A 22,889-nucleotide genomic window follows, 5' to 3' on the forward strand; every position below is an offset into this window, starting at 1 on the left:
TTTTTTTAGGGTAAAGAAACGAACAGTTAAGTTCGTTTCCTGAAAATTGAATATCCTACAATTCCACCTATCAACAAAATTGACAATGATCCAATTGCTATCCAGTTTTTGGGTTTACTAATCTGTTCTGCCGGCACTTCATTTTCATCAAAAGTATCGTCTATTGTAGATTTAGTAGCTTTTAGTTCTACTTCTTCTACAGTTTTCTCCACTGAATTACCAACAATAGCAAATGGTGAGAATCCAGGAGTACTTGCCTCAAAGTGCAGATACTTATCATCTTCACCTGTCTTCTGATTATCAAGATAATTCCATTCACCATTTGAATATCTACACAACTTTATAGTATCCACATCAATCTCATTATCTTCGATCCACTCTTTCTCAACTTTGAATCCAATAACCGGATTGGCAATATTATCTGAGCTTGAGAATCCAGATTTTCCAACCCATAGATTGACATTGCAGTAAACTATATCCGGTGCATCCTCATCCACAAGTGCAGACCTTCCGTTAAGCATCTCAATTGTAGAGAATATCTTACCCCAGTTCCTGGAAGCTTCAAAGTTGATGTATTCGATGGCATTTAACTCATTATCAAATTTATAAGATGTTACATCACCTTTTGATACGAATTCAGAGAGAACGTCCTTGTATGCGATGTTTTCGATTTCTTCGCCGGTTGTACCACTTCCTCCGCCTCCACCACCACTTCCACCTGAGGATGTACTAGTCGTTGTAGATGATTCTGTATCAGATTCGCCATCATCTTCTGGAATGATAACTTCATCATCTATAGAAGAAGTTCCCTCCATTACAAAAGGATAATATCTGAGGTCACTACTATCAGCTACTCTAAACTTTATATTGTCAGTTATGTTAATTACAGCGCCCTTTGATAATAAAATTGAATATTCATTTTTGAAAACAATAGAATTATAATCGTAACTAGTAATTTCCATATTTTCAAAACTGTCACCATCTGTAAATGTTACGAAATTGTCTGATATTTGGAACAAACCTTCAATGAAGACACCTTTCTTTTCCCCGGCAACAATGATGTCTTTGAAATGAACTGCTATGAGTGGCACATTTGTATTATTTCCAATATCATGTGAGTACACATAATCACTAGAAGAAGAAACTATGCTACTATCAATTTCCTCTCCATCCTTGGTAAGAGTTAAAAGTATTTCATTGGTACTTGTGTTAATTTCAGTAATATCAAGCACATAGTTTTCTTCAAAAATTAAAGATGAATCAGAATAAATCAAAAAACTATCATCATCATCATTTATGAGTAGCTTTGAAAGATGACCTGTTGACAACAAACTTACTTCATCAAGACCATCAATGTATGTGTCATCTGCATAACCTGCAAAATACTTCTCTGCCATAAAGCTCATGATCTGGAAATATCCCCATTCAGAATGCTCGAACTCAACAGATGCAGGAATAGTTGTATAAATGAGGTCACCATCATCGATGGTTCTGTTGGATATAGCTTTTAGTTCAAGGGTTTCTGTCTGTATGCCTTCGTCAATATCATAGTAGAAACCTTCAAAATTTAGAGGTGTCCATGTAAGAAGCTCGGAACCTTCTGCAATTGTACCACGCAGTTCGTATTTCTCATTTTCAGCTACACTTACAAATGGAGCAAGTCTAAGATCATTGTTGTCAGCAACCAGGATATTTATATCCTCCATCAAGTTTGCTGTACTTCCTTTACTTAAGAGAATATTAGCATCGTTTTCCATTTCAATCAAGTCAGAGTTTATAGCAGTTATCTCCATATTTCCAAATACATCCCTAGACTCAATATCCAAGTATACATCTTCTATTTGGAAGACACCTTCGATAATCACACCTTTTGATTCATTATCAATAAATATTTCATTGAAATGAACAGCTACTGTCACAACGTCTTCTGCATCACCGAGGTCAAGTTTATAGACATAATCATCACCTTCGGAAACTACGGCACTGTCAAGGTTGATATTGTCTTTTGAAAGAGTGACATATGCACTTGTACCGTTTGTATCAATCTCAATGATATTAAGTGAGTAGCCATCTTCAAGTTTAAGGTAAGAAGACACATTTACTGATATTGTTTCACTGTCATCGATTAGAATCCTCGATAACTGACCTGATGACAGCATACTTACTTCTTCAACATCATCAATTTCAGTTTCATCAGTGTATCCTGCAAAGTACGTTTCCGCCATGAAAGAAATTAATTGATATGAGACCCAGTCACTATGTTCAAAATCAGTTTCTATTGGTCTAGTCTGGTAAACAATATCCCCCTCTCCAAGAGAACGATTTATATTATGAATAGTCATGATTTCGGAACTGAGTCCAGAGTCAAGATCATAGAAAAAGCCAGAAAAACTTCTTGCATCCCAAGTGTAGGTTGTAGATTGTCCAGTGTTTTCATCCCAAATTCTGTAACCAGTGTAATAGGTCTGTGGATAAACTGTGATGGTTGTGACATCAGAATTATCTTCTCCATCACTATTTGTCACTTTAAGAGTTACATCATAGGAACCGATTGAAGTAAATGTATATACCGGGTTTTGATCAGTTGAATCAATGATACCGTCATTGTCAAAATCCCAGCACCATGCTGTAGGACTATTTGCTGAAGTATCAGTAAATTCAACAGTGAGAGGAACAGTGCCTTCTACAACATCTGTAGTGAATGAAGCAACAGGAATATTTGATACTGGTTCATTAACTGTTATGGTCTGAATAGCAATATCGAATTTACTTCCATTAAATGCTGTTAAGGAAACACTGTAGGTACCCACATTGGTAAAAACATGAATTGGGTTCTTGTCAGTTGAAATGGATCCATCCCCAAAATCCCATTCATATGCATCAGCATTGATAGAGATGTCAGTGAGAGCTACAGACAAAGGATTGTAACCTGAAGTAACATTTGCACTGAATGAAGCTACAGGCATCACATCTCCAATACTCCATGATGCAAGTGGAAGATAATCGATATTATACATGGACCCATATAAAGAATACCTTGTATCACAGATACCATCACCGTCCGCATCAGTGCATCTCTGACTGAATCCCTTACCATCAGGCCTTGCCCAGTAGTTGCCTCCAAGATAGGGGCCACCTACGATATTAGTGCCTGCGGTTTTATTAACATTCCATTCATTGATGGTGGGACAATAGGATAAGGGTTCATAAATCCTGTAGTTTGCGGTGTTTTTAAAGAGATTGTTATAGATTATGTTGTCGAGGGAAGAATACACATAGATACCATACTCACCGTTGTTTGATACTAAGTTGCTTACCAGCTCATTGTAAAAGGAATAATACACCCATATTCCACGGTTTGCATTGCTTGAAATAATATTTTCTTTCAGAATGTTGTTGTTGCAGGTAGAAACCAAGCGTATGCCGTCATTAGAACTGTCTACTGCTGTGTTGTTCACAAGTGAGTTATCGCTGGAACAAGTCAAGGCGATACCATCGGAATTGTCTTTTACCGTGTTTTTCACTAGAATGTTGTTGTTGGAATAAAAAAGAATTATGCCACCAGAACTACTGTTTGTTGCCGTGTTGTCTGTTAATGCGTTATTAGTAGAATAGTACAGACGCATCCCTAACTTATTGCTTGTTGCTATGTTGTTTGTGAGAGTATTGTTGCTGGAATAGTATAGAATTATGCCATCATAACTATTGTTTGCTACATTGTTATATGCCAGTGTGTTGTTTCTGCAAGAATCCAGGTAAATTCCCCAGGTATTGTTTACTGCATTAATATTTGTCAGCGTGCTGTTGGAGGAATCTAAATAGATACCTGCTTTGGAATATCCCGTAAATCCACTTACATAAAAGCCATCTATCATCACTCCATCGGCAGTGACATTAAAAACATGATTATCTGCAGATGTAGCAATAACATGCGTAAGCTCGGCTCCACCTGTTGATATGATGTTCAGTTGCTTTCCCACATCTACGTTCTCATGATAAGTACCCGGATAAACGAGGATTGTATCCCCGTTATTTGCATCATTAATAGCATCCTGTATTGAAGAATAATCTGCACCTTCTGGACTTACAGTTAGAACTGCCGCATCAACTGGATTTTGTATTAGAATAAAAAATGACAATAAAATAATTGTGATGATTGAAACGTTTTTATTAAAGAGCATTAACTGTACCACCTCCTGAAAATTGTTTTACAAAATATAAAAGGACATCGAAATAGAATTCATGTAATTTAAAAAGTCATCCATGAAGCACTCAAAAATATACTCACATACAAGCTGATAGAATGACAATGAATTGATGACAAAACAAGTTTATACAATGCAAACCGATGCTTCCCCCACAATGGTGATGATTTGTTAAAAGCTGTAATATTCGATATGGATGGCGTGCTGGTTGATTCTATGTCAGATCATGCAGAAGCTGTCCAGCATATTTTTGACGAGATTGGCGTTGAAATGGATAAACAGGACATCTATGAGAGAGAAGGAGAAAGAACCGTTGACATCATGAGGTTCCTGCTTCAGAAAGGAAGCGGAGATGCATCCCAATTTGACGTATTGAACATCGTAGAGAGATACATTGCAGAATTTAACAGGATAGCAGAATTCAAGGTTTTTGAAGGTATGTTAGAGTGCCTCACAGGTCTTAAAGATAAATTCAACCTTGCTGTTGTTTCAGGTTCAGACAGACCTATAGTTTATGATATAATTGAATCTGAATATCCGGGGATATTCAGGGAACTTGTTACAGCCGATGATGTACAGCGTGGAAAACCTGAACCAGACCCATATCTTAAAGCAATAGAAATGCTTGGGATTTCAAGCCATGAAGCTATTGTAATAGAAAATGCACCAATGGGAGTTGAATCTGCCAAAAAAGCAGGATTATGTTGTGTCGCGGTACCAACATATCTTGATGCTGAAAAATTCCATCAGGCAGATATGGTCATTGAAAACCACACCCGCCTTGTTGAGTTCCTGAATGAACTGGAACCCTCTTATGACTGTTTGCGGTCAAAATTATAGTTACACTTTATACCGCTCTCATCGGAACACAGGTTGCATGAAACACATTTTGCGACCTCTGCCTCACCACTTTTGATCTTTGCCACAAGATCAGGTTCACAAATGAGAGGTCTGCAAAGTGATACCATATCAGCATATCCTTCATCGAGCATCTGTTCCATGACAGCCTTTGAGCGTATACCGCCTACAACCATTACAGGAACATCCACTGCTTCCTTTATCATTTTGGAATAATCCTTGTAATATGCTTCTGCATCAGCGTTATTGATCTTTGTCCTGAACATCTGCTGTCCGGCTTCAACGATTCCACCGCTGACCTCTATTGCACAGACATCATTTGCAGCAAGTATCTTTGCTATCTCAACGCATTCAGGTGCATCAAGAACATTCTTCATCCCCACTGGGAAACCATCGGTTGCATTAAGCTTGACAAGTATCGGGAACTCATCACCTATCATCTCGTGTATCCTGTCGATGATATCAAGGATTATCTGAGTCCTTTTCTCAGTGGAACCTCCCCACCTGTCCTTACGCCTATTCGTGTATGGAGAAATAAAATTACTAAGCAGGAAACCATGAGCGACATGTAGCTGAACTCCATCAAAACCTGCTTCCTTTGCCCTCCTTGCAGAATTGGCAAAGTTCTCGATTGTCTGAAGCACTTCTTCCTCGGTCATTTCCTCAGGAGTCATGCCGTTTCTTTTATTGGTCACAGCAGATGGTGCAAGAACTATAGGATACTCTGCACTGACCATTGTCTGCCTACCACCATGAACAATCTGGATAACTATCTTGCTTCCGTGCACATGTACCTTGGAGACTATCTTCCTGTAAGGTTCTATGAATTTATCATCATAGATTCCCTGCTGGAGATTGTCACTTTTTCCGTTTGGATTCACGTATGCATACCCAGTGATTATAAGCCCGACTTCTCCACGTGCTAGCTCTTCATACATATCACCGATCCTGTCGGTTGGCGTGCCATCGGGCTCTGCCATCCACTCATGTGTGGCAGAACGTACAAAACGATTGGGTACTTCCATATTCCCCAGCATAATAGGTTCAAACAACATGCAGGTGTATTGATAGCAGGAACTTATATGCTTTTCTTAGATTCAGGAATGGCTGTACTTCATTTCCTCAAGCTCTTCTTTCAGAGCTTCGTTGTTGATCCTGTAAACAAGCATTGAAGCAAATAGCAACGCAAAAGCAAGCATATTAACAGCAAGTGTCACCTGAAGTGAAGTTCCTTCAAGTCCACCGCCACTGCTTCCATATGAAGAGCCACCGAACATCAGCGGGTGTGCTGAGCGCCACAGCCTGATGGATAAGAAACTCAGTGGAACTGACATGAATCCGACAATTCCAAAGACAGCCGCAAGACGTGCTCTCTTTTCAGGTTCTTCAAGAGCCTGACGAAGCATCAGGTAAGCAAGATAAACAAGGAAGAGTGCAAGTGAGGTAGTGAGCCTTGGCTCCCATATCCAGTACCAGCCCCATGTTGCTTTAGCCCAGATCGAACCTGTGACAAGTACAAGGAATGCAAATACCACGCCTACCTCGGCGGCAGAATGAGCAACGATGTCCCATTTACTGCTGTTTCCTTTCAGGTGCATTATGCTGGCAATGAAAACAACGGTGAACGCAAGATAAGCTACCATAGCTATTGGTAGGTGGAAATAGAATATCCTGAAACTGTTGTCAAGTATCTCACCGGCATTGCCTTTCATCTGGGGCAAATAGAAAAATATCATCCAGATGGCAATTAGCATAACAGGAGCCGTAATAATTGTAAGTATCCGTTCTTTTTTCCTGTCAATAAGCATAATCGTTCTTCTGCCTTATTGAAATTTCTTGTTTAAATGCTTTTCATACATCAAACCTGAGGAACAGCATTGTTGAAGAAAACTGGAATAAGTGTTATGAATCTTCGATCCTTATACCCTTTGACTCAATAGCTTCAATAAAAGCCTTTGAATCCTCCACAGTAAAACCAATTCGTGTGCTTTGGGTTGACATTTTGATGAAAAATATAAAATCCCTGCCTGACCTGTTCCAGTCCAGAGGGAACCAGGTTACAAAATCACCAGAACCCCAATATCTCCACTTGCCATTAGCTAAAGTTGGCTGTCGTCTCTCCATTTTAAAAATGTCCTGAAACTTCACGAACTTCGCCTGTCCTAAAGGAAAATAGTATCTCTTAAGACGTATGCCTTTATCATCGACGTCTACAAGTTTATCGGAATATATCAGATCACTTTCCATTTTTCCTCTTTGAAGTTTGAACTTTGACAGCAGACGCAACGAGAGGTTTAGTGAAGCTAAAGCTCTCTCATATTAACAAAATGAACCAGTTATATGTTGTTCTTTTTACTGGTATTTTTTAAAATCATATTTAGCAGCAACTTTTGATTTTTCCTCTGGCGGAAGTGAAGTAAAATACTTTTTCCATCCTGGACAAAAATTGATGTGCCAGCGCCAGAATCTTCCTAGAAATGACTTTGGTTTTTCATCATATTTTTGTCTCAACTTGCAGTTTGCACAATTGCTTTCGGCCATAACCATACTCCTTCCTAAATTTAGTTATTTATTTAGGATATTGTATCCCAAATTTATATCCATAACGTTTTGACTTACCCTGCAGGCAATTGGAATGTTTGGGAGGGATGGAAAAAACACTTGATTTATGTTTCGTGGAGATTTTTCAGAAATCCTAATCCATCACAGTATATTCAAACACCAGTTGTCCTACTACAAAGAATATCAGGTCATACACAACAAGCAACCTGAGTTCAGAACCTATACTACATATCCCACCATCTGTAAGTATCGTCCCTGTTGCCATTACAGCCGGAATTATCACCGGAATAATCAGTGGAAGCAAAAGCACCGGAAGCATGATCTCTCGTGCCCTTGTACTCGCTGAAAGTGCTGAAAGCAGAGTTCCCACACTGACAAAACCGAAAGTTCCCAGGAAGATTACAAGTGCAAGTCCAGGAATACCACTGATGTTGTAGTTGAACAGAACTATGAAAATTGGTATTGTGAACAATTCAACAATGAACATCAGGATTGCATTTGATATTGTTTTCCCGATGTAGATTGAACTCCTGTCAATTGGTGAGAGTTTAAGTCCTTCAAGACATCCATTCTCTATCTCACCTGCAAATGAACGTGAAAGTCCAAGGGTGCCTGCGAAGGTGAAAGCAACCCATAGAACACCGGGAGCAAGTTTTCCTACAAGTTCAGTCTGGCTGAGAACATCACCAAATGAGATGCTGAAAATAACTATAACAATAAGTGAGAAGATAAGCATGGAATTGAGCATCTGTTTTGTGCGAAACTCGGATTTGAGGTCCTTTGCTGCAATGTAGAGGCTTTTCTTCATAATCTCACCACAGGCAGGTTAAACGTTACTAATGCCCTCTGCATCCGTATCCTTTCCCACTATGGAAAGATACTGTTCTCTGAACTGTTCCACGCTTTCAATTTCAGTTTTTAGTTTGTCAAAGCGTATTTCCCCATCATCCATTATGAGCATGCGACCGCAGAGTTCAAAAGCACGCTCAATATTGTGGGTTATCATTATACTAGTTACATCAGAATCGCCGGTACTCATGAGCACACGCTCAAAATTAGCAGCAGCATGCTGGTCAAGTCCGGTATATGGCTCATCCATGAGCAAAATCTCAGGCTGATGCAGTAATGCTCTTGCGATTGAAAGCCTCTGCTTCATCCCTCTTGAAAATGAACCGGCACACTCATCGGAACGCTGAAGGAGATTTACACTTTTTAGTATGGAATCGACTCTTTCATCGATTTTATTATTCTCAATCCCATACATGCGTGCGAAAAAAACAAGGTTTTCTCTTGCTGTCAATTCATCGTAAAGGTAAGTTTCGTGGGAGATAGCACCAATAATTCCCCTTATCTTTTCAGGATGTTTTTTGGCATCAATCCCGTTTACAAGCACTTTTCCCCTGGAAGGATTGATGATCGTGGACATTATCTTAAGAAGAGTTGTCTTTCCGGCTCCGTTGGGACCGAATATGGCAACGAACTCACCTTTTTTGATATCAAGGTCAATATTGTTCAATGCCTTCCTTCGCCCAAAGCTCTTTGAAAGACCAGTTATTGAGATGATACTGTCCATTGAGGCTATATTTACACCTTTGGCTTATATAAATTAACGTTTTTTAGACTCTGTAGAATTCCGGTATTATATGATTGACACAAACGTTGCTCTTTTTCATTTCCACAAAAACAACCTGAAAGCTAAAAACAAAGTAACCATACGCCGAAGGCAGCACATTCCAATGCTGTTATACATAAGATTATTCCAATGATTATTATTTCTGATGAGAATGCTACAGAAGTCCTGCAGATAAAATATTTCATGTTATTATGCCAAGGATATTTTGTATTGTCTTGTGGAAAAACGCCGGCTTCGCCAGACCCTTCGGTTTTACCCAAGTTATTCATTACCTACGAAAAATCATATTGAACTGACAAAACCTATCTACTTTCCTTAAAGTTTTAATAGCAGGATTTCTACAAAGCCGTTTTGTTAAGAAAAAGAGGATTTCAGGACAAAAATAAAAAGTCAATTTGACAACTGGTTATCTCTCAAAAGCAGGTCCGCCAACATCGGCATTGTTGTTGTAACCTACACTTTCCCAGTATCCCTCGTACGGTTCATTGATAACTTCAATTGCTGTAATCCATTTTGCCCATTTGTAACCATATTTATCCTCAGCCACAAGCTGCAGAGGGAATCCCCTGTCAGCAGGCAGGGTTATGTCATTTAACTTGTAGGCAAGCATGATGTCATTATCAACAAGATAAGCAAGTTCAAGTGATGTGGAATAACCGTCTGCACAATAGAATATGACCGTTGTTGCACTGCTGTTGATTCCAGTTTCATTGAACAACGTGTTCAGAGTCACACCGGTCCACTTGGCATCAAATCCCCAGCCTTCAACACAATCCAGACGAACGAACCTCGATACTGAAGGATAAGCAAGCAACTGATCATAGCTCAGGTTTACAGGGTTGTCGACCATACCATAAATTCTGAGCTCGTATGTATCCTGATCAATGTACTGACTACCTTGAATTGCATTATTTCGTTGTTCAGATATGGGAGTCAATTCTTTACCTTCAAAAACAGTAGCTTCACCGGAATTATTGGCTTCTTGTTGTTCCTGCTGCGGGTCTCCAGTGCACCCGCTGGCTAAAACAAGAAATAACGCTACTGTACAGTAAATTAAGGAACTATATTGCCTGAATTGAACCATGAACTAAGCTCCAGTTTAAATGCAGCCAAGAAGTTCTATTCCCTTATCACTCAAGGAATACTTGTCCTCAATAATATTCACGAATTCACCTTTTATAAGGAATTCTGTGTGATACTTGAACACTTTCTCATCAAGCTCAGTACTTTCCAGAATCTCACTTTTTGTAGATCCGAATGCACCGATAGCTCTGATAAGTTGACGCCTTATAGGATGTGAAGCTGCCTTGTGAGCAAGTTCATGTTCCGCTTTTACCCTTTCCCTTTCAGAAGGCTGTGCATCTAATAGATCATCGAGATCATCTTCCAGCATTTCCCACTCCTCCTATTTTCATTATGAAAGTATAATGTGACTGCTCCCACGTCTAAAGAACGTGGGCTTCTACGGATTCAATACCGACAGATTGCAACCCCAATCTGAGAATGTTGATAGCTGCATTGTGGTCACGGTCTAAAACCAGACCACAGCTATTACATTTATGTGTTCTATCAGATAGTGTTTTTTCAACTAACAGACCACACCTTGAGCACATCTTAGAAGTATTTGCAGGATTAACCAATGCAACTAAAGAACCAGCACTTTCAGCCTTGTACTTTGTTGCAGAGATTAACATGTTCCATGCAGCATCTGATATGCTTTTTGCGAGACAATGATTTTTAAGCATGTTTTTGATGTTCAAGTCCTCAAAAGCAATGAAGGAATAATCACCTACCAATCGTCTACTCAATTGATGAATAAAATTATAACGCTTGTTTGCAATTCTTTCATGAACTCTCCGTACTACTTTAATAGCTTTTTTACGTTCTGGAGAAAACTTTGCGGCTGTAGATAATTTTCTTTGAGCCTTAGCGAGTTCTTTTTCTTCCAGACGGAAAAAACGAGGGTTAGGTATCGCTGTTCCGTCAGACAAAGTTGCGAAACTGGATAAACCCATATCAATACCTACAACATGTTCCATATTACACTCTGGAATTTCTATATCCTCACACTCCGTAGTTATGGAAATATACCATTTTTTACATGCAGAGCGTCTAACAATTATCCTTTTAATGTCACCTTCGACTTCTCGATGTGCTTTTACACGGACGTTTCCGATTTTAGAAAGATACAAAAGGTTTCCATCGAGTTTAAAACCCATCTGTGGATATGTGAAACTATCGTACCATCCTTTGCCTTTGAAACGAGGGTATCCGGGTTTTTCTCCGTTTTTCACACGTCTGAAAAAATGCTTGAATGCTAAGTCTACTCTTTCCTGTACTTCTTGAAGGGTTTGAGAGAATACATCTTTATATTCAGGATTTTCTTTTTTCCAATCGGGTAGTAGTTTGTTGAGAGTGTATTTAGATAGCGTTTCTCCTCTTTCATCATAAGCGGTTTTTCTTTCTGCTAATGTACGATTATAGACTTGCCTGCATATCTCCAAGCTCTGCTCCATCTGTTTTTGTTGTGGTTTATTAGGATAGATACGGAACTTGTATGTTTTACGCATTGTATATTAATACGTTCTTTTTGCTTAAAAATGGATATGTTAGAAATGGATTAACTAAAAGGTGGGTACGATTCATCCCACAGCTAAAGCAGTGGACTTTCTCTACTCCCTACACTCCGAAAATCGTAAATAAAGTATAAAATCAAGACCACAAACCGAGAAGTTCTAAAGAAAATTACAAAATCTGAATCAGAATCATTAATAAAAAATTTATTAAAAAGAGTTCAGATGCTTGCTTTCATGCTCCTTTTTTATATAGGAGAATATAAATGCTGGCTTGTTGAAAGCAAACAATTTGTTAATGCAAGAGGGTGCATTTATCTGAGGGGATCGTTGGTGCCAGCATTTATATTAATGTGATTAAGCCACTGCTTTTTCTGGACTGCAGACATGTTTCATCTCCATTTCAGATGCTATTTGTGACTCTTTTGCGACGATTCCCGGGTCAGCAGGCAGGAATGTAAGACTTCCATTCCGGTATCTCATTGGAGATCCGATAGCCTTGTAATATTCATTTTTAAGGCTCTGTATTGCCGCTACCACGGTTTCGTTATCATACTTCGAATTACCAAGGTTTGCAAATGCTACGCCAAGCAGCACATTATTTGCGTGCAGGGCAAGATGCAAATGCCATGTGTCCTTGTCAACGAACTCATGAATTTTAATATCCATAACCAAATTGCTTTCATTTTCCCTCAATGTCACAATCTCCTTGTAATTGATTGCAATTAGTACATTACATGTACCCATATAAAAGGAGTTTGTTATTATATTTAGAATGATGTACATAAATAAAATTAGCATGTACCTAATATGGAGCATCATGTTCACAAAATCATGCAAACATGCCGGATGGCATTGGTTTGCTATACTGAACATTCCTTTTCACATAAACATCATAATTTTCGCTATCAGTGTCAAATACAAAGATATATTCGGTTTTAAAATGTGCCCAATACAAAGCAAATGGATTGCGTACATCACTAAGAACTACCGTGACATTGGAATCATAAGTAGAAACGTTATACACCGGATAATCCACCTCACCCGGAAGACTGGAATCATAAAGCGACTGTGCCCTTTGTATGTATTGAGCCGAAGAATCCTCGTCGCAATAACATTTGTTCACAAATCCTTCTTTCTCAATACCAGACCAATAACTCGATGTGAGTATCTTGTACGTGGTCTCATTGAACTCATATGCTGAAAGAAAAATACCCGGCGATATCGGATAAGAGTCCTGATAACTAATATCATGACCTTCAGTTCTTTCGATATCAGATATTAGAACTGCTTTTGCCACAGGATTGAAAACACACCATATAACAAATATCAGCAGCAGTTTCCTGTAGAGTAACCTGTGTTCACCTTTTGAAATACCAGTGAGCCAACTGCCGTTTCCCTGAAAAAGTGAACGTATATGACCATTTACCTTTGAATATGGATTATATCCATTACCAAAGACAGCATTGTTTTTACTTTCATGGACACGACCCACCATAATATAGAACAGCGGTATAAATGATATGATAGTAACCACAGGATCAAAGAAATCAATTCCACCTATTGTTGACGTTTCTTTTATGAATGGAAAAAATGGCCTCATTTTCCAGCTTGTAACATAATCAAGATATATATGACTGAGTATGGCAGCACCGGAAGCAAGTGCAAGCATGCGGTCCTTTTCCTTATACCTGATATACAATGTCACAAACAAAGCAAAAATAAGGGAATGCATGAACTCTCTGTGACCCATCATATAGTAGAGAGTGTTATACATCTGGTGATCAAGGTGTCCGTTTATTGCAATAAATAATGCATTCAATATGAAATCAAGATCCGGTAGTATTGACATAAAAGCAACTATCTTGATCTGCCTTTTATTCAATCCTGCAACTGATGCTATCAGTAACCCGATTCCCAGATGGGATAGTGTATTTACCATCCTGTCAAGCTCACCCAATATAAAAGATGTTACTATTTCTTTTTATATTTTTGGAGGATGCTGGATTGTTAGATTGTCCAGATATTTAGTTCATGGATTGTCCGCTTCATTTCTGCATAGATGTTTAAATGAAGAAAACAAAAATAATTACATGTCAATTATCTCCAAGTACAACCGGGTATCCTATGTTTTTGATACCATGGAAATTCCAATGGAGTACATGTGGTTCAGTAAATGGAGAAAAAAGATATTACCAGAATTATCCGGCAGGGTACTTGATCTGGGTATAGGAACAGGAAAAAACATCCCTTATTATCCAGATGAATGTGAGGTTGTGGGAGTTGATATTAGTGACAAAATGCTTTCTCACGCAAAGGAGAAAGCTGTTCATAAAAATAACATCTCCCTTTTTCAGATGGATGCTGAGAATCTGGCATTTAAAGATGACAGCTTTGATTATGTAATCACTACTTTTGTCCTGTGTTCGATACCAGACCCAATTGCTGCACTAAAAGAGATGAAACGTGTATGCAAACCTGATGGCATGGTCGTTAATCTGGAGCATATGAAAAGTGAAAACAGGATTATTGCTTTCATTGAAGACCTGTTCAATCCACTTACAGTTGCAATTACTGGAGTGAATATTAACAGAGAAACTGTAGAGAATGCAAAAAAAGCAGGTCTTAATGTTATTAATGTTGAAAATAAAGCCCTGAAAGATGTTTTCAGGTTAATAAAGTCAAAACCCTGAATCAATCAAATATTTCATCCAGGTCTTTAAGACAAATATCTACATCGAATTCTTTCAGCTTATAGAACTTCTTGGCACGGTTATCATTATCCTCAAGTCTCAGGTCACTTTCAACAAAACCAGCCTTTTCCAACCTCTTTAAGTGAAGTTGGATAACCTGACGTGAAAGCTCAAGATCCTTCGCCAGATCATATATGTATCTCTCCCTTTCAGAAAGCAGATACAGGAGTTTTAATCTGACAGGATGAGAAATAGCTTCTCCGATAGTTATTATTTGCTGAAGTGTTTTTGTCATCTGAGAACCTGCTGCACTTAGTTCTTAGCTCTGTAATGGAATTTGAGCATGAATAATTAATTTAAATTTCATCAAGTTTTTCCTTAATATCCTGAACCATCTTTTTGATGTCCTCTACATCCTTTTCCACTCTTGCCAGACGTTCATTGTTTTCTGAACCAGCGGAACCGGACTTATTGAGAAGTGTAACTGTCACCCAGACAACTAAAAAGATAATAATTATATTTAATAGAAGACCCCAGATACCTATTCCATACGTGCTAGTGCCCATCATATCATACATAGTTTATTTTTCACCCCTTAAAATATATAATTAATAAAGAGTATATGGGAAGGAACTATTATTACTTTTCTACCTCCCACACCTGTTTATTGAATCCTGAAAATGCTTATCAGTATCTGTAACCACAGCCACCGGAACCGTCGTAACTACTTCCACGCATGCCACGTCCATCCTGATAGTACTGACCCTGATATGCGGAATCTGCATAGAAGTCTTCGATTACATCACCGGTGTATGCATCAATACGACCCTGCTTTACAGTACCATCTTCGGTGTAGGTAAATACCCACCATCTTCCCATCTGGTAGACATCTGACTCATCTACTTCCTGGCCTGTTGCATCTTCTGCGATATCGATGGCATCAGTAACTGTTTCTACTGTAATCTCAACCATTGTTCCGTCAGTTGCATATGCTCCATTGGCCGGACAATCAGCATTTCCATAGCCGTTAATGTATCCATTAGCATATCCAACACATTGTCCTGCCAGCCTGTACATATGTCCAAAGAAAGTGGTGTCCTCGGCATTATCTGTTGCTGCGCTTGCCATCCCAATCCCTGCAATTGCTGCAATGAGCATACCAGCAAGAAGTATTGTTGTAGTTTTTTTCATTTTTACACCTTCCTTCATTACAGGAATATATCATCCTGCATATGTAGTTTTAACACTACATATGCATGAGAGGTTAGTATTTAAAGTTAAGGTGAAACTTCTGATTTTATCTCATTTTTCACAGTTATTTAAAAATGAACACAGTTGCAGATAAAATCAAATCAAATTTGTTTTTAATGAAATGTCAGTTTGAAAAATGGCCAGAACTCATATATGCAGTAACAGTCATAGAAAATTAAATATTAAATTAAAATTAATAGATAAATAAATAAATAAACATTGATGCAATAATCCTACATTATTTTAAGATGAATTGAAGAAAAGATATCATGGCCCTAAACGAAGAAAAAAGAATAGAAGTCTGTGCAATCACAGACTCAACTATAATGACTGAGCCTACAGCTTTTGCCGGAATATACTTGTTCCACATAACGATTGGTGATATCGGGACAAAACATTCCACTATTTTTACAGTCGAGCATGAAGAACACAGACTTACAATTCTTTACTCAGGAATTTGCCCTGTCCTGAAAAACGATAAATTACTGATAACTGGAAAAATGAAAGATGGAAAAAAAGCAGGAATACAAGGAGAAGTGATGAAAGCATCCTGCATTGAGAATCTTGATACTGGCGACGTTTATCACAAATGACAATCAGAACAACTTCATCTTTGTACCAATACCCAGTTCAACAGCTTTTGTGTAAACAATATTCGCAGTCACAAGATCCTGAACTGCAAGTCCTGTTGAATCAAATATTGTAATATCATCATCAGAAAGACGACCTTTTTTTACTCCTGCGACCACTTCACCAAGTTCTGCATGGAAATCAGATTCTGAGATAATTCCCTGAGACAGCGGCACATTAACCTCTCCTGAATGAGATGCCTGTATAATATCATCAACAATTATCCTTGCTTTTTTCATAAGTGAGGATTCCAGTTCCTGCTTACCCATGGCATCGGCACCGATGGCATTGATGTGTGTACCTTCATGCACCCATTCGGCCTTTACAACCGGTTCTCTCACAGGCGTGGTTGTTACAAGGACATCGCAGTCACATACATTCTTGATACTCTCTTTTCTCGTAAAGTCACAACTGACCACTTTTTGCATATCCTTTTCGAAGGAGTCACAATGAGCAGCATTCCTGCATGTAATCTTAACTTCTTCGATATCCATAACTTCTGACAATGCCAGCAATTGGGTTCTGGCCTGGCCTCCTGTACCAACCATACCAACTATATGTGAATCTTTACGAGCAAGATATTTTGCAGCGACTCCACCTGCAGCACCGGTTCTCATATCAGTTACATGCGTACCATCCATGATTGCAAGGGGAGCACCTATTTCCGTAGAATTAAGGACTATCACAGCCATAACAGTAGGAAGACCTTTTTCGCGGTTGTCCGGGTGCACGTTGACAATTTTTACACCTGCAATATCCTTTTCTTCCATAAACGATGGCATGGTGCGCAGGTCACCATTGTGCTTTTCAAAATAGAGATAGGACTTTGGAGGCATCTGCACTTTTTTAAGGCCATGCTCCCTGAATCCATTCTCCACAGCAGACAGGGTAAGAGGCATATCGATTACACTTCTGACATCAGATTGGTCAAGCCACAGAACATCCATTTCCATAACACTCCTTCTATTGTAAATATATAAAATATGTTGGCAGGATAAGATAAAACCCTATTCATCCTTTTTTAAAGAATATATATTATATATTATAAGAAATGTAATATAATATGTGATGGAACAGAACCCAGGTGACATATCAAGGAAAGATATCTCCGGTCTTGTGAGTACAGGAGAAAAAATGCTGGAACTGCTGGACGAGATGTCTGCAAATAACGAGCACGAATACCAGAAAAATCGCAATATCTTCACATCAGAATATGGAAAATGGTATGCAAAGTGTCTTCCACTCATTAGAAGTATGGTACCTGATAAAGCGACCAGATTTGAAAGCCTTTATCACACTAACAAACGTTCGGGAATGAATGAATATACCTACACCATACAGGATTATATTCATGGTATCTATTTTAAGGACAGGCCAAAAAGCTACACAGATGCTATACTCTCAAAAAGACTGAAAGAACAGATGTCTATCTTACAGGCATCAGTAGCCAGAACCAGTGATTTTACATTTGACATGGAACAGTTTGTTAAAATAAATCCTATCAATGGGCTGGATTCATCATCCATCGTCAAGCAGAACAAATTGATAGATATTGATTTTGTTGATGATCACTACAATTCTATCCGCACGGAAATAAACACCTGTTTTAAACAGGGATTTTATATGGCAAGCCTTGAGCTATCAAAAAGGCTCATACAGAACCTTCTGGTAGACCTTATCAGAAGTAATTTCCCCCTTGCAGGTGAAGGCCACAGGTCACTTTATTATGATTATCTGAAAGAGGACTTCAGGAATACAGATGAATTGTTAAAAGAACTCTCTGAGAAAAAACATGACTTCAATGTTAACCCTGATGCTATCGATTATTTGATAGAGCTTATCGGTCCGATGGAACCTAAGAAAAAACCGGAATCCCACAGTTTTGGAGTTATCCCGAAAAGAAAAGATATCCAGAATCTCAGGATTGAAGAAGCAATGGAACTTATCATCCAACTAATCGACTTTATCAAGGATTAAATCCTCATTCAAGGAACTTGAAAAATAACCGGTGGAACTACACAGCAGACAGATTAGTGTTGAAAGTGAACCCGGCAAGGCGAGCACTTTTACTTTTACATTGCCTGCCTGCAAAAAGACTTGATTTTTAAAATCATTTCAACTTATTTTAAACTCTTAAACTTGTATTAAGTTCAAACCGATTCGAAGTTTAAGTAACTGTTTTATTGTTTTAGATTCAATTAGGCTTATAGGGGGAGTGAGGATTCTATGAAAAGCAACAACACATTTGTAGGGATAATAGTGCTGATAACAATCATATTGGTTACTATTGCCACATTTTCACTGGGATGTGCCGAACCACCGGCAATTCCTGATAATGAGTCAGTTCTTACAGAAGAAAACAACAGTGAGTATGTTTACGGTGACGCAAATGTAGAAAGCATACAGATACTGACGCTTGAATCGTTTCCTGTCCAGATACATGTGATTGCAACAGGATATCTGCCGGATGGCTGTACAGCTATAAATGAGAAAACCGTCTTATATGATGAAGAAACAAAGAGCTTCACAGTCCATATCACAACCATAAGACCTGCAGATGCAATGTGCACTGAAGCAATTGTATCATTTGAAGAATCTATTGCCCTTGATGTTAACGGGCTTGAAAAGGGCACCTATAAAGTGGATGTAAATGGTGTTACTGATGAATTCGAACTTCAAATGGATAATATTCCACAGGAATGAGTGTTTTTACTCATTCCTTTTCTGCTTTATCAGAAGTCTTTTCAAGTTTCCCAAGAATGCTGAGGAGATCTTCTTTTGAGAACGTACCCTTTTGCAATATACTGAAAGCATTGCTGTTCAGATAATCTACTTCATCAGCTTCCATATCCTTGGCAGTGCACACGACCAATGGTATGCCTATTGTCCTCGGATCGGATTTTAATGTTGATATAACATCAAAACCACTTACCTCAGGCATCATTAAATCAACTATCAAAACATCAGGATCTGTTTCAAAAGCCTTATCAATACCTTCCTGCCCACCTCCGGCGGTTATCACATCGTATCCGATAGATCTTATCATTTCGGAAAGCATTTCTACAACCATTGGGTCATCATCAATAACCAGGACTTTAAACGATGTTTTCCCTGACTTTATAACAAGATCAGAAAGAACTCCCAGCAAGCGATCTGAATCTACAGGTTTTGTCAGGTGAGCCACAATACCAACGATCATACCTATATCCTTCTCACCAAGTGAAGAAAGTACCAGCACAGGAATAGAAGAGGTACAATCATCTTTTTTCAGCTTTACCAGTATTTCAGTTCCGTCCATTCCAGGAAGATTCAGATCTAAAGTGATAGCAAACGGATGGACTTCTTTCACAATTTCAAGTGCTTCTGCACCATTTTCTGCCAGAATTACCCTGAAACCTGCTTCATTTAGCATGAAACTTAGAAGTTCCCTTGAATTCGGATCATCTTCCACCACAAGAATAAGAGGTTCAGATCCATCTGAATTCTTTGGCTCAAGAATAATAAGATCATCTGCCGAACTTAGTTCTAATGCCTGAACAGTATCATCCTCTCCATTCTCATCTACAATTGCATTGGCATTAAGATCCTTGTCCTCGAGGTTTAAAGGAACTCTGATACTGAATGTGGAACCTGTGCCCAGTTCACTCTCAACTTCAATTGTACCGCCATGCAATTCAAGTAAGTTCTTTACAAGAGCAAGACCCAGACCTGTGCCCTCAAATCTCCGGTTACTGGAGGAATTAATCTGTACAAACGGCTGGAATAGTTTTTTCAGATCTTCTTCAGACATGCCAATGCCAGTATCACGGACACTTACCTGAAGCATCTGGTCTTTCATAGAAATATCAACATGAACCTCTCCATGTTCAGGAGTGAACTTTATTGCGTTGCCTATGATATTGTACAAAACCTGTTTCAGCTTACCCCTGTCGCCATTTATGAAAATACTTCTTTGCTTCATGTTGAATTCAAGAAGAAGATCCTTCTTTGATGACAGTGGTTCCATCATGAGATGAATATCAGATATCAGATCAGAGATATCAAATATTTCATGGAAAAGTTCCATCTTTCCGGCTTCTACCTTTGAAATGTCCAGAATGTCATTAATTAGATTCAGCAGGTGTTTTCCACTATGAGAAATGTTCTCCATAAACTTATTCTGCTTGTCATTAAGATCTCCGAAACTTCCGTCCAGCAGCAGATCAGAGAAACCAATAACTGAATTTAAGGGTGTGCGCAGTTCATGACTCATTGTGGCAAGGAACTCACTCTTTGTACGGTTTGCAGCCTCTGCAATAATTTTTGCTTCAATTAGCTCATTTTCAGTTCTCTTGATATCAGTAATATCAACAAAACTTTCAATGAAAAGTTCACGACCTGATAGATTGACTACTTCCACAGATTTCAGAATTGGGACCTTCGTGCCATCAGAACGTATAACTACATGTTCTAATCTGTCAAGCGATTGATTAAAATCAGTAATAGGACAACTATCAACCTCACTTGGACAAATGAATTTATGACATCTGTGACCGATTAGATCTTCTTTTTTGTGGTCTATAATTTCCAGAGCAGTTGGATTGACATCGACAATCTCATGAGTAATAGCATCAATGACAATCACACCACAATGTACATTGTCTATAATAAGACTCATTCTTTCCTGATTTTCATGCTCCAGTCTTTCTATCTGTTTTCTTTCAGTAATATCGCGAATAATAAGCTGAACAGTTGAATCTGCATCATCTACAAGAGTAGCAGTTACTTCAGCATCGATAAGGTTTCCATTTACTTTCTTAATTTGCATTTCAGCTTTACTGAAACTGTTTATTATTGAATAATCAATAAGAGAGTATAACAATTCCTGCTGACCAGCACTTACCAGATCATCTAGCCCTAAGTCAGCTATAGCCTGATCAGGCAGACATGCAAACATACGTGCTTTCTCATTAAGATCATTAATCATTCCATCTTTCACAATGAAAATTGCATCATTAGCGTGTTCAAAGAGAGATCTGAATCTATGTTCTTTCTCACAGAGAAGGTCTTCAGCCTTCTTGTGTTCAGTAATATCCCGTAAACTAAGAATCCTTCCAATAATTTTGTCTTTCTGCAATAAAGGAAATGTAGAAAACTCAAAATGAGTACCATCTATGAATTGTATGATAAAAACATTACTCACTGCTGTCATGTGATATTTACGCAGCATGGAAAGGAGATAATCATAATTGACTATCCTGTCTTTAAGGTGTTCAAGTAACTTTAGGCCATCTTTTTCAACAATAATATTATCTGGAATATCCCAGAGTTTGATGAACTTGGACTTAAAATGAGTCATTTTGTAATTGTCATCTATGACAATGACTCCATCTGATACAGATTCTATCACAGAGGAGAGAAGACTTTCTCTTGCACTGAGAGTTCCAGCCAGATTATCTATACTTGACGCCAGTGACGATATTTCATCGTTTCCAGGAACATCTATGCCTTCATATGAGGATAAATCAATCTCTGCTGCATCTACATTTCTCTTCAAAATGGATAATCTGGAAAGGATACCATTTTCAAGGAATACTGTTCCTGCAGCTCCATAAAGAATACCTGCAAAAACAACCACATATAGAATATATAAAAATGTATCCTTAGCTTTCTGATATATTATACGAGGAGTCGAGACCTCAAGAAGTAAGGCTGGTTCTCCATATACATCGTTAATTACAGTATATCCAAGAATAGTATTATCGCTAATAGGCTCAATATAAATGTTCTCAGCATTTTGCGTGGACAATAACAATTTGTTTAATATTTTGTCATCTACGTTGTTATTTTGAAGAAGAATATAATTTAGTGGAGTGCCATGTACATCTGAAAATATTTGATTCCTGCTTTTAGTAAAATATGAGCCTACAATTAAAGTTCCTTTTGAACTAAAATTATCCAGAGGGTCCTTAATTGTACGTGATGCAACCATGAGAGGACCTGCAGGCAGTACTACTACACCTGAAAAAGTATCATCGTCGGATGAAGACAGCAATAAAGGATTTTCATCAGTGAGACTGGAAACAAATTCATAAGGAACCGGGATTTCAGTGTCTGATCTATAATCATAACCCATGTTATAAACAATATCATTAGAACTATCAAGGACTATGACAAAATTGAGATTGTTTTCCTTTTGTTCATCATATACTAAATTCCAAAGATCCGGATCAAACCCACCATTTGATGCCAGTTTATTAATATTTGGACCGGAGTCCATGCTCTGAGCTATTAATTCAAGACCAGAAACCGAATACTCAAAATAATCAATCGCTTTATTTATATCATCAGTAACATCCTGGCGTTCAAGGTTCTCAAAGTTCTGGAAAATGATAGACCCGGAACTGAGATACAAAGTTAAAACCAGTAAGAATAGAGTCAAAATAAAAACTATCAGTGTCTTTGAGCGTAATTTCATATTCAACCCAGAACCCTTACGCAAAAA

The 22,889-nt window shown here is 38.3% G+C and carries 22 protein-coding genes; 5 read left to right on the forward strand and 17 right to left on the reverse strand.

Features of this window, described 5'->3' with window-relative positions; genetic code table 11:
- Window positions 1–26: 26 nt before the first annotated feature.
- Window positions 27–4,181, reverse strand: a complete 4,155-nt coding sequence (locus FKV42_RS05105; RefSeq protein WP_154809167.1) for an S-layer protein domain-containing protein — start codon at window positions 4,179–4,181, stop codon at window positions 27–29.
- Between the two features lie 192 nt (window positions 4,182–4,373).
- On the opposite strand from FKV42_RS05105, the gene FKV42_RS05110 reads away from it, so the two are divergent.
- Window positions 4,374–5,045, forward strand: a complete 672-nt coding sequence (locus FKV42_RS05110) for an HAD family hydrolase (RefSeq protein WP_154809168.1) — start codon at window positions 4,374–4,376, stop codon at window positions 5,043–5,045.
- On the opposite strand, the gene FKV42_RS05115 is transcribed toward FKV42_RS05110, so the two are convergent.
- From FKV42_RS05115 to FKV42_RS05165, 11 genes are all read right to left on the reverse strand, one after another.
- On the reverse strand, window positions 5,018–6,118 hold the full coding sequence (locus FKV42_RS05115; protein WP_154809169.1) for an NADH:flavin oxidoreductase: 1,101 nt from the start codon (window positions 6,116–6,118) through the stop codon (window positions 5,018–5,020). The two genes, FKV42_RS05110 and FKV42_RS05115, sit on opposite strands and share 28 nt — an antisense overlap.
- Before the next feature lie 42 nt (window positions 6,119–6,160).
- Window positions 6,161–6,871, reverse strand: coding sequence for a cytochrome c biogenesis protein (locus tag FKV42_RS05120; RefSeq protein ID WP_154809170.1), 711 nt, complete (start codon window positions 6,869–6,871; stop codon window positions 6,161–6,163).
- Between the two features lie 94 nt (window positions 6,872–6,965).
- Window positions 6,966–7,310, reverse strand: a complete 345-nt coding sequence (locus FKV42_RS05125; RefSeq protein ID WP_154809171.1) for a hypothetical protein — start codon at window positions 7,308–7,310, stop codon at window positions 6,966–6,968.
- A gap of 105 nt (window positions 7,311–7,415) precedes the next feature.
- Window positions 7,416–7,610: a hypothetical protein gene (locus tag FKV42_RS05130; RefSeq protein WP_230375503.1), complete on the reverse strand. Its 195-nt coding sequence runs from the start codon at window positions 7,608–7,610 to the stop codon at window positions 7,416–7,418.
- A gap of 148 nt (window positions 7,611–7,758) precedes the next feature.
- The gene (locus FKV42_RS05135) at window positions 7,759–8,433 is read right to left on the reverse strand and encodes a heme exporter protein CcmB (protein ID WP_154809173.1); all 675 of its coding nucleotides are present in this window, start codon (window positions 8,431–8,433) and stop codon (window positions 7,759–7,761) included.
- A gap of 18 nt (window positions 8,434–8,451) precedes the next feature.
- Window positions 8,452–9,198 (reverse strand): ABC transporter ATP-binding protein, encoded by a 747-nt coding sequence (locus tag FKV42_RS05140; protein WP_154809174.1) that lies wholly within the window; start codon window positions 9,196–9,198, stop codon window positions 8,452–8,454.
- Window positions 9,199–9,664: 466 nt separating this feature from the next.
- On the reverse strand, window positions 9,665–10,342 hold the full coding sequence (locus tag FKV42_RS05145; protein WP_154809175.1) for a molybdopterin-dependent oxidoreductase: 678 nt from the start codon (window positions 10,340–10,342) through the stop codon (window positions 9,665–9,667).
- 15 nt (window positions 10,343–10,357) lie between these two features.
- Window positions 10,358–10,651, reverse strand: coding sequence for a helix-turn-helix domain-containing protein (locus FKV42_RS05150; RefSeq protein WP_154809176.1), 294 nt, complete (start codon window positions 10,649–10,651; stop codon window positions 10,358–10,360).
- Between the two features lie 52 nt (window positions 10,652–10,703).
- The gene (locus FKV42_RS05155; protein WP_154809177.1) at window positions 10,704–11,828 is read right to left on the reverse strand and encodes an RNA-guided endonuclease InsQ/TnpB family protein; all 1,125 of its coding nucleotides are present in this window, start codon (window positions 11,826–11,828) and stop codon (window positions 10,704–10,706) included.
- Window positions 11,829–12,188: 360 nt separating this feature from the next.
- A complete protein-coding gene (locus FKV42_RS05160) occupies window positions 12,189–12,527 on the reverse strand; it encodes a hypothetical protein (RefSeq protein ID WP_154809178.1) in 339 nt (112 codons plus the stop codon).
- 136 nt (window positions 12,528–12,663) lie between these two features.
- Window positions 12,664–13,791 (reverse strand): metal-dependent hydrolase, encoded by a 1,128-nt coding sequence (locus tag FKV42_RS05165; RefSeq protein WP_154809179.1) that lies wholly within the window; start codon window positions 13,789–13,791, stop codon window positions 12,664–12,666.
- A gap of 133 nt (window positions 13,792–13,924) precedes the next feature.
- Here FKV42_RS05165 and FKV42_RS05170 point away from each other — a divergent pair, with 133 nt between their 5' ends.
- A complete protein-coding gene (locus FKV42_RS05170; protein ID WP_154809180.1) occupies window positions 13,925–14,524 on the forward strand; it encodes a class I SAM-dependent methyltransferase in 600 nt (199 codons plus the stop codon).
- A 1-nt stretch (window position 14,525) separates the two neighbouring features.
- Here the strand turns inward: FKV42_RS05170 and FKV42_RS05175 are convergent, their stop codons facing one another.
- The 3 genes from FKV42_RS05175 to FKV42_RS05185 all read right to left on the reverse strand — a co-directional run bounded on the left by FKV42_RS05175 (window position 14,526) and on the right by FKV42_RS05185 (window position 15,715).
- Window positions 14,526–14,819: an ArsR/SmtB family transcription factor gene (locus FKV42_RS05175; RefSeq protein ID WP_154809181.1), complete on the reverse strand. Its 294-nt coding sequence runs from the start codon at window positions 14,817–14,819 to the stop codon at window positions 14,526–14,528.
- A 61-nt stretch (window positions 14,820–14,880) separates the two neighbouring features.
- Window positions 14,881–15,102, reverse strand: a complete 222-nt coding sequence (locus FKV42_RS05180; protein ID WP_328287507.1) for a hypothetical protein — start codon at window positions 15,100–15,102, stop codon at window positions 14,881–14,883.
- A gap of 109 nt (window positions 15,103–15,211) precedes the next feature.
- Window positions 15,212–15,715, reverse strand: coding sequence for a PepSY domain-containing protein (locus FKV42_RS05185; protein WP_154809182.1), 504 nt, complete (start codon window positions 15,713–15,715; stop codon window positions 15,212–15,214).
- A 329-nt stretch (window positions 15,716–16,044) separates the two neighbouring features.
- Between FKV42_RS05185 and FKV42_RS05190 the strand changes: the two genes are divergently transcribed.
- Entirely contained in the window at window positions 16,045–16,368 is a 324-nt protein-coding gene (locus tag FKV42_RS05190; RefSeq protein ID WP_154809183.1) for a hypothetical protein, read from the forward strand.
- A 3-nt stretch (window positions 16,369–16,371) separates the two neighbouring features.
- Here the strand turns inward: FKV42_RS05190 and ala are convergent, their stop codons facing one another.
- Window positions 16,372–17,358, reverse strand: a complete 987-nt coding sequence (ala, locus tag FKV42_RS05195) for an alanine dehydrogenase (RefSeq protein WP_328287508.1) — start codon at window positions 17,356–17,358, stop codon at window positions 16,372–16,374.
- Window positions 17,359–17,473: 115 nt separating this feature from the next.
- Between ala and FKV42_RS05200 the strand changes: the two genes are divergently transcribed.
- A complete protein-coding gene (locus tag FKV42_RS05200) occupies window positions 17,474–18,382 on the forward strand; it encodes a hypothetical protein (protein ID WP_154809184.1) in 909 nt (302 codons plus the stop codon).
- Between the two features lie 249 nt (window positions 18,383–18,631).
- The gene (locus FKV42_RS05205) at window positions 18,632–19,108 is read left to right on the forward strand and encodes a hypothetical protein (RefSeq protein ID WP_154809185.1); all 477 of its coding nucleotides are present in this window, start codon (window positions 18,632–18,634) and stop codon (window positions 19,106–19,108) included.
- 10 nt (window positions 19,109–19,118) lie between these two features.
- On the opposite strand, the gene FKV42_RS05210 is transcribed toward FKV42_RS05205, so the two are convergent.
- Entirely contained in the window at window positions 19,119–22,862 is a 3,744-nt protein-coding gene (locus FKV42_RS05210) for a response regulator (protein ID WP_154809186.1), read from the reverse strand.
- Window positions 22,863–22,889: the final 27 nt, after the last annotated feature.

The organism is Methanolobus vulcani, from assembly GCF_006546655.1.
Taxonomy (GTDB): Archaea; Halobacteriota; Methanosarcinia; order Methanosarcinales; family Methanosarcinaceae; genus Methanolobus; species Methanolobus vulcani_A.

Coding starts and splice junctions, on each gene's coding strand:
- FKV42_RS05105 (WP_154809167.1), bottom strand. CDS start 4,181: ATGCTCTTTAATAAAAACGTTTCAATCATCACAATTATTTTATTGTCA.
- FKV42_RS05115 (WP_154809169.1), bottom strand. CDS start 6,118: ATGTTGTTTGAACCTATTATGCTGGGGAATATGGAAGTACCCAATCGT.
- FKV42_RS05120 (WP_154809170.1), bottom strand. CDS start 6,871: ATGCTTATTGACAGGAAAAAAGAACGGATACTTACAATTATTACGGCT.
- FKV42_RS05125 (WP_154809171.1), bottom strand. CDS start 7,310: ATGGAAAGTGATCTGATATATTCCGATAAACTTGTAGACGTCGATGAT.
- FKV42_RS05130 (WP_230375503.1), bottom strand. CDS start 7,610: ATGGTTATGGCCGAAAGCAATTGTGCAAACTGCAAGTTGAGACAAAAA.
- FKV42_RS05135 (WP_154809173.1), bottom strand. CDS start 8,433: ATGAAGAAAAGCCTCTACATTGCAGCAAAGGACCTCAAATCCGAGTTT.
- FKV42_RS05140 (WP_154809174.1), bottom strand. CDS start 9,198: ATGGACAGTATCATCTCAATAACTGGTCTTTCAAAGAGCTTTGGGCGA.
- FKV42_RS05145 (WP_154809175.1), bottom strand. CDS start 10,342: ATGGTTCAATTCAGGCAATATAGTTCCTTAATTTACTGTACAGTAGCG.
- FKV42_RS05150 (WP_154809176.1), bottom strand. CDS start 10,651: ATGCTGGAAGATGATCTCGATGATCTATTAGATGCACAGCCTTCTGAA.
- FKV42_RS05155 (WP_154809177.1), bottom strand. CDS start 11,828: ATGCGTAAAACATACAAGTTCCGTATCTATCCTAATAAACCACAACAA.
- FKV42_RS05170 (WP_154809180.1), top strand. CDS start 13,925: ATGTCAATTATCTCCAAGTACAACCGGGTATCCTATGTTTTTGATACC.
- FKV42_RS05175 (WP_154809181.1), bottom strand. CDS start 14,819: ATGACAAAAACACTTCAGCAAATAATAACTATCGGAGAAGCTATTTCT.
- FKV42_RS05180 (WP_328287507.1), bottom strand. CDS start 15,102: ATGTATGATATGATGGGCACTAGCACGTATGGAATAGGTATCTGGGGT.
- FKV42_RS05185 (WP_154809182.1), bottom strand. CDS start 15,715: ATGAAAAAAACTACAACAATACTTCTTGCTGGTATGCTCATTGCAGCA.
- FKV42_RS05190 (WP_154809183.1), top strand. CDS start 16,045: ATGGCCCTAAACGAAGAAAAAAGAATAGAAGTCTGTGCAATCACAGAC.
- ala (WP_328287508.1), bottom strand. CDS start 17,358: ATGGAAATGGATGTTCTGTGGCTTGACCAATCTGATGTCAGAAGTGTA.
- FKV42_RS05200 (WP_154809184.1), top strand. CDS start 17,474: ATGGAACAGAACCCAGGTGACATATCAAGGAAAGATATCTCCGGTCTT.
- FKV42_RS05205 (WP_154809185.1), top strand. CDS start 18,632: ATGAAAAGCAACAACACATTTGTAGGGATAATAGTGCTGATAACAATC.
- FKV42_RS05210 (WP_154809186.1), bottom strand. CDS start 22,862: ATGAAATTACGCTCAAAGACACTGATAGTTTTTATTTTGACTCTATTC.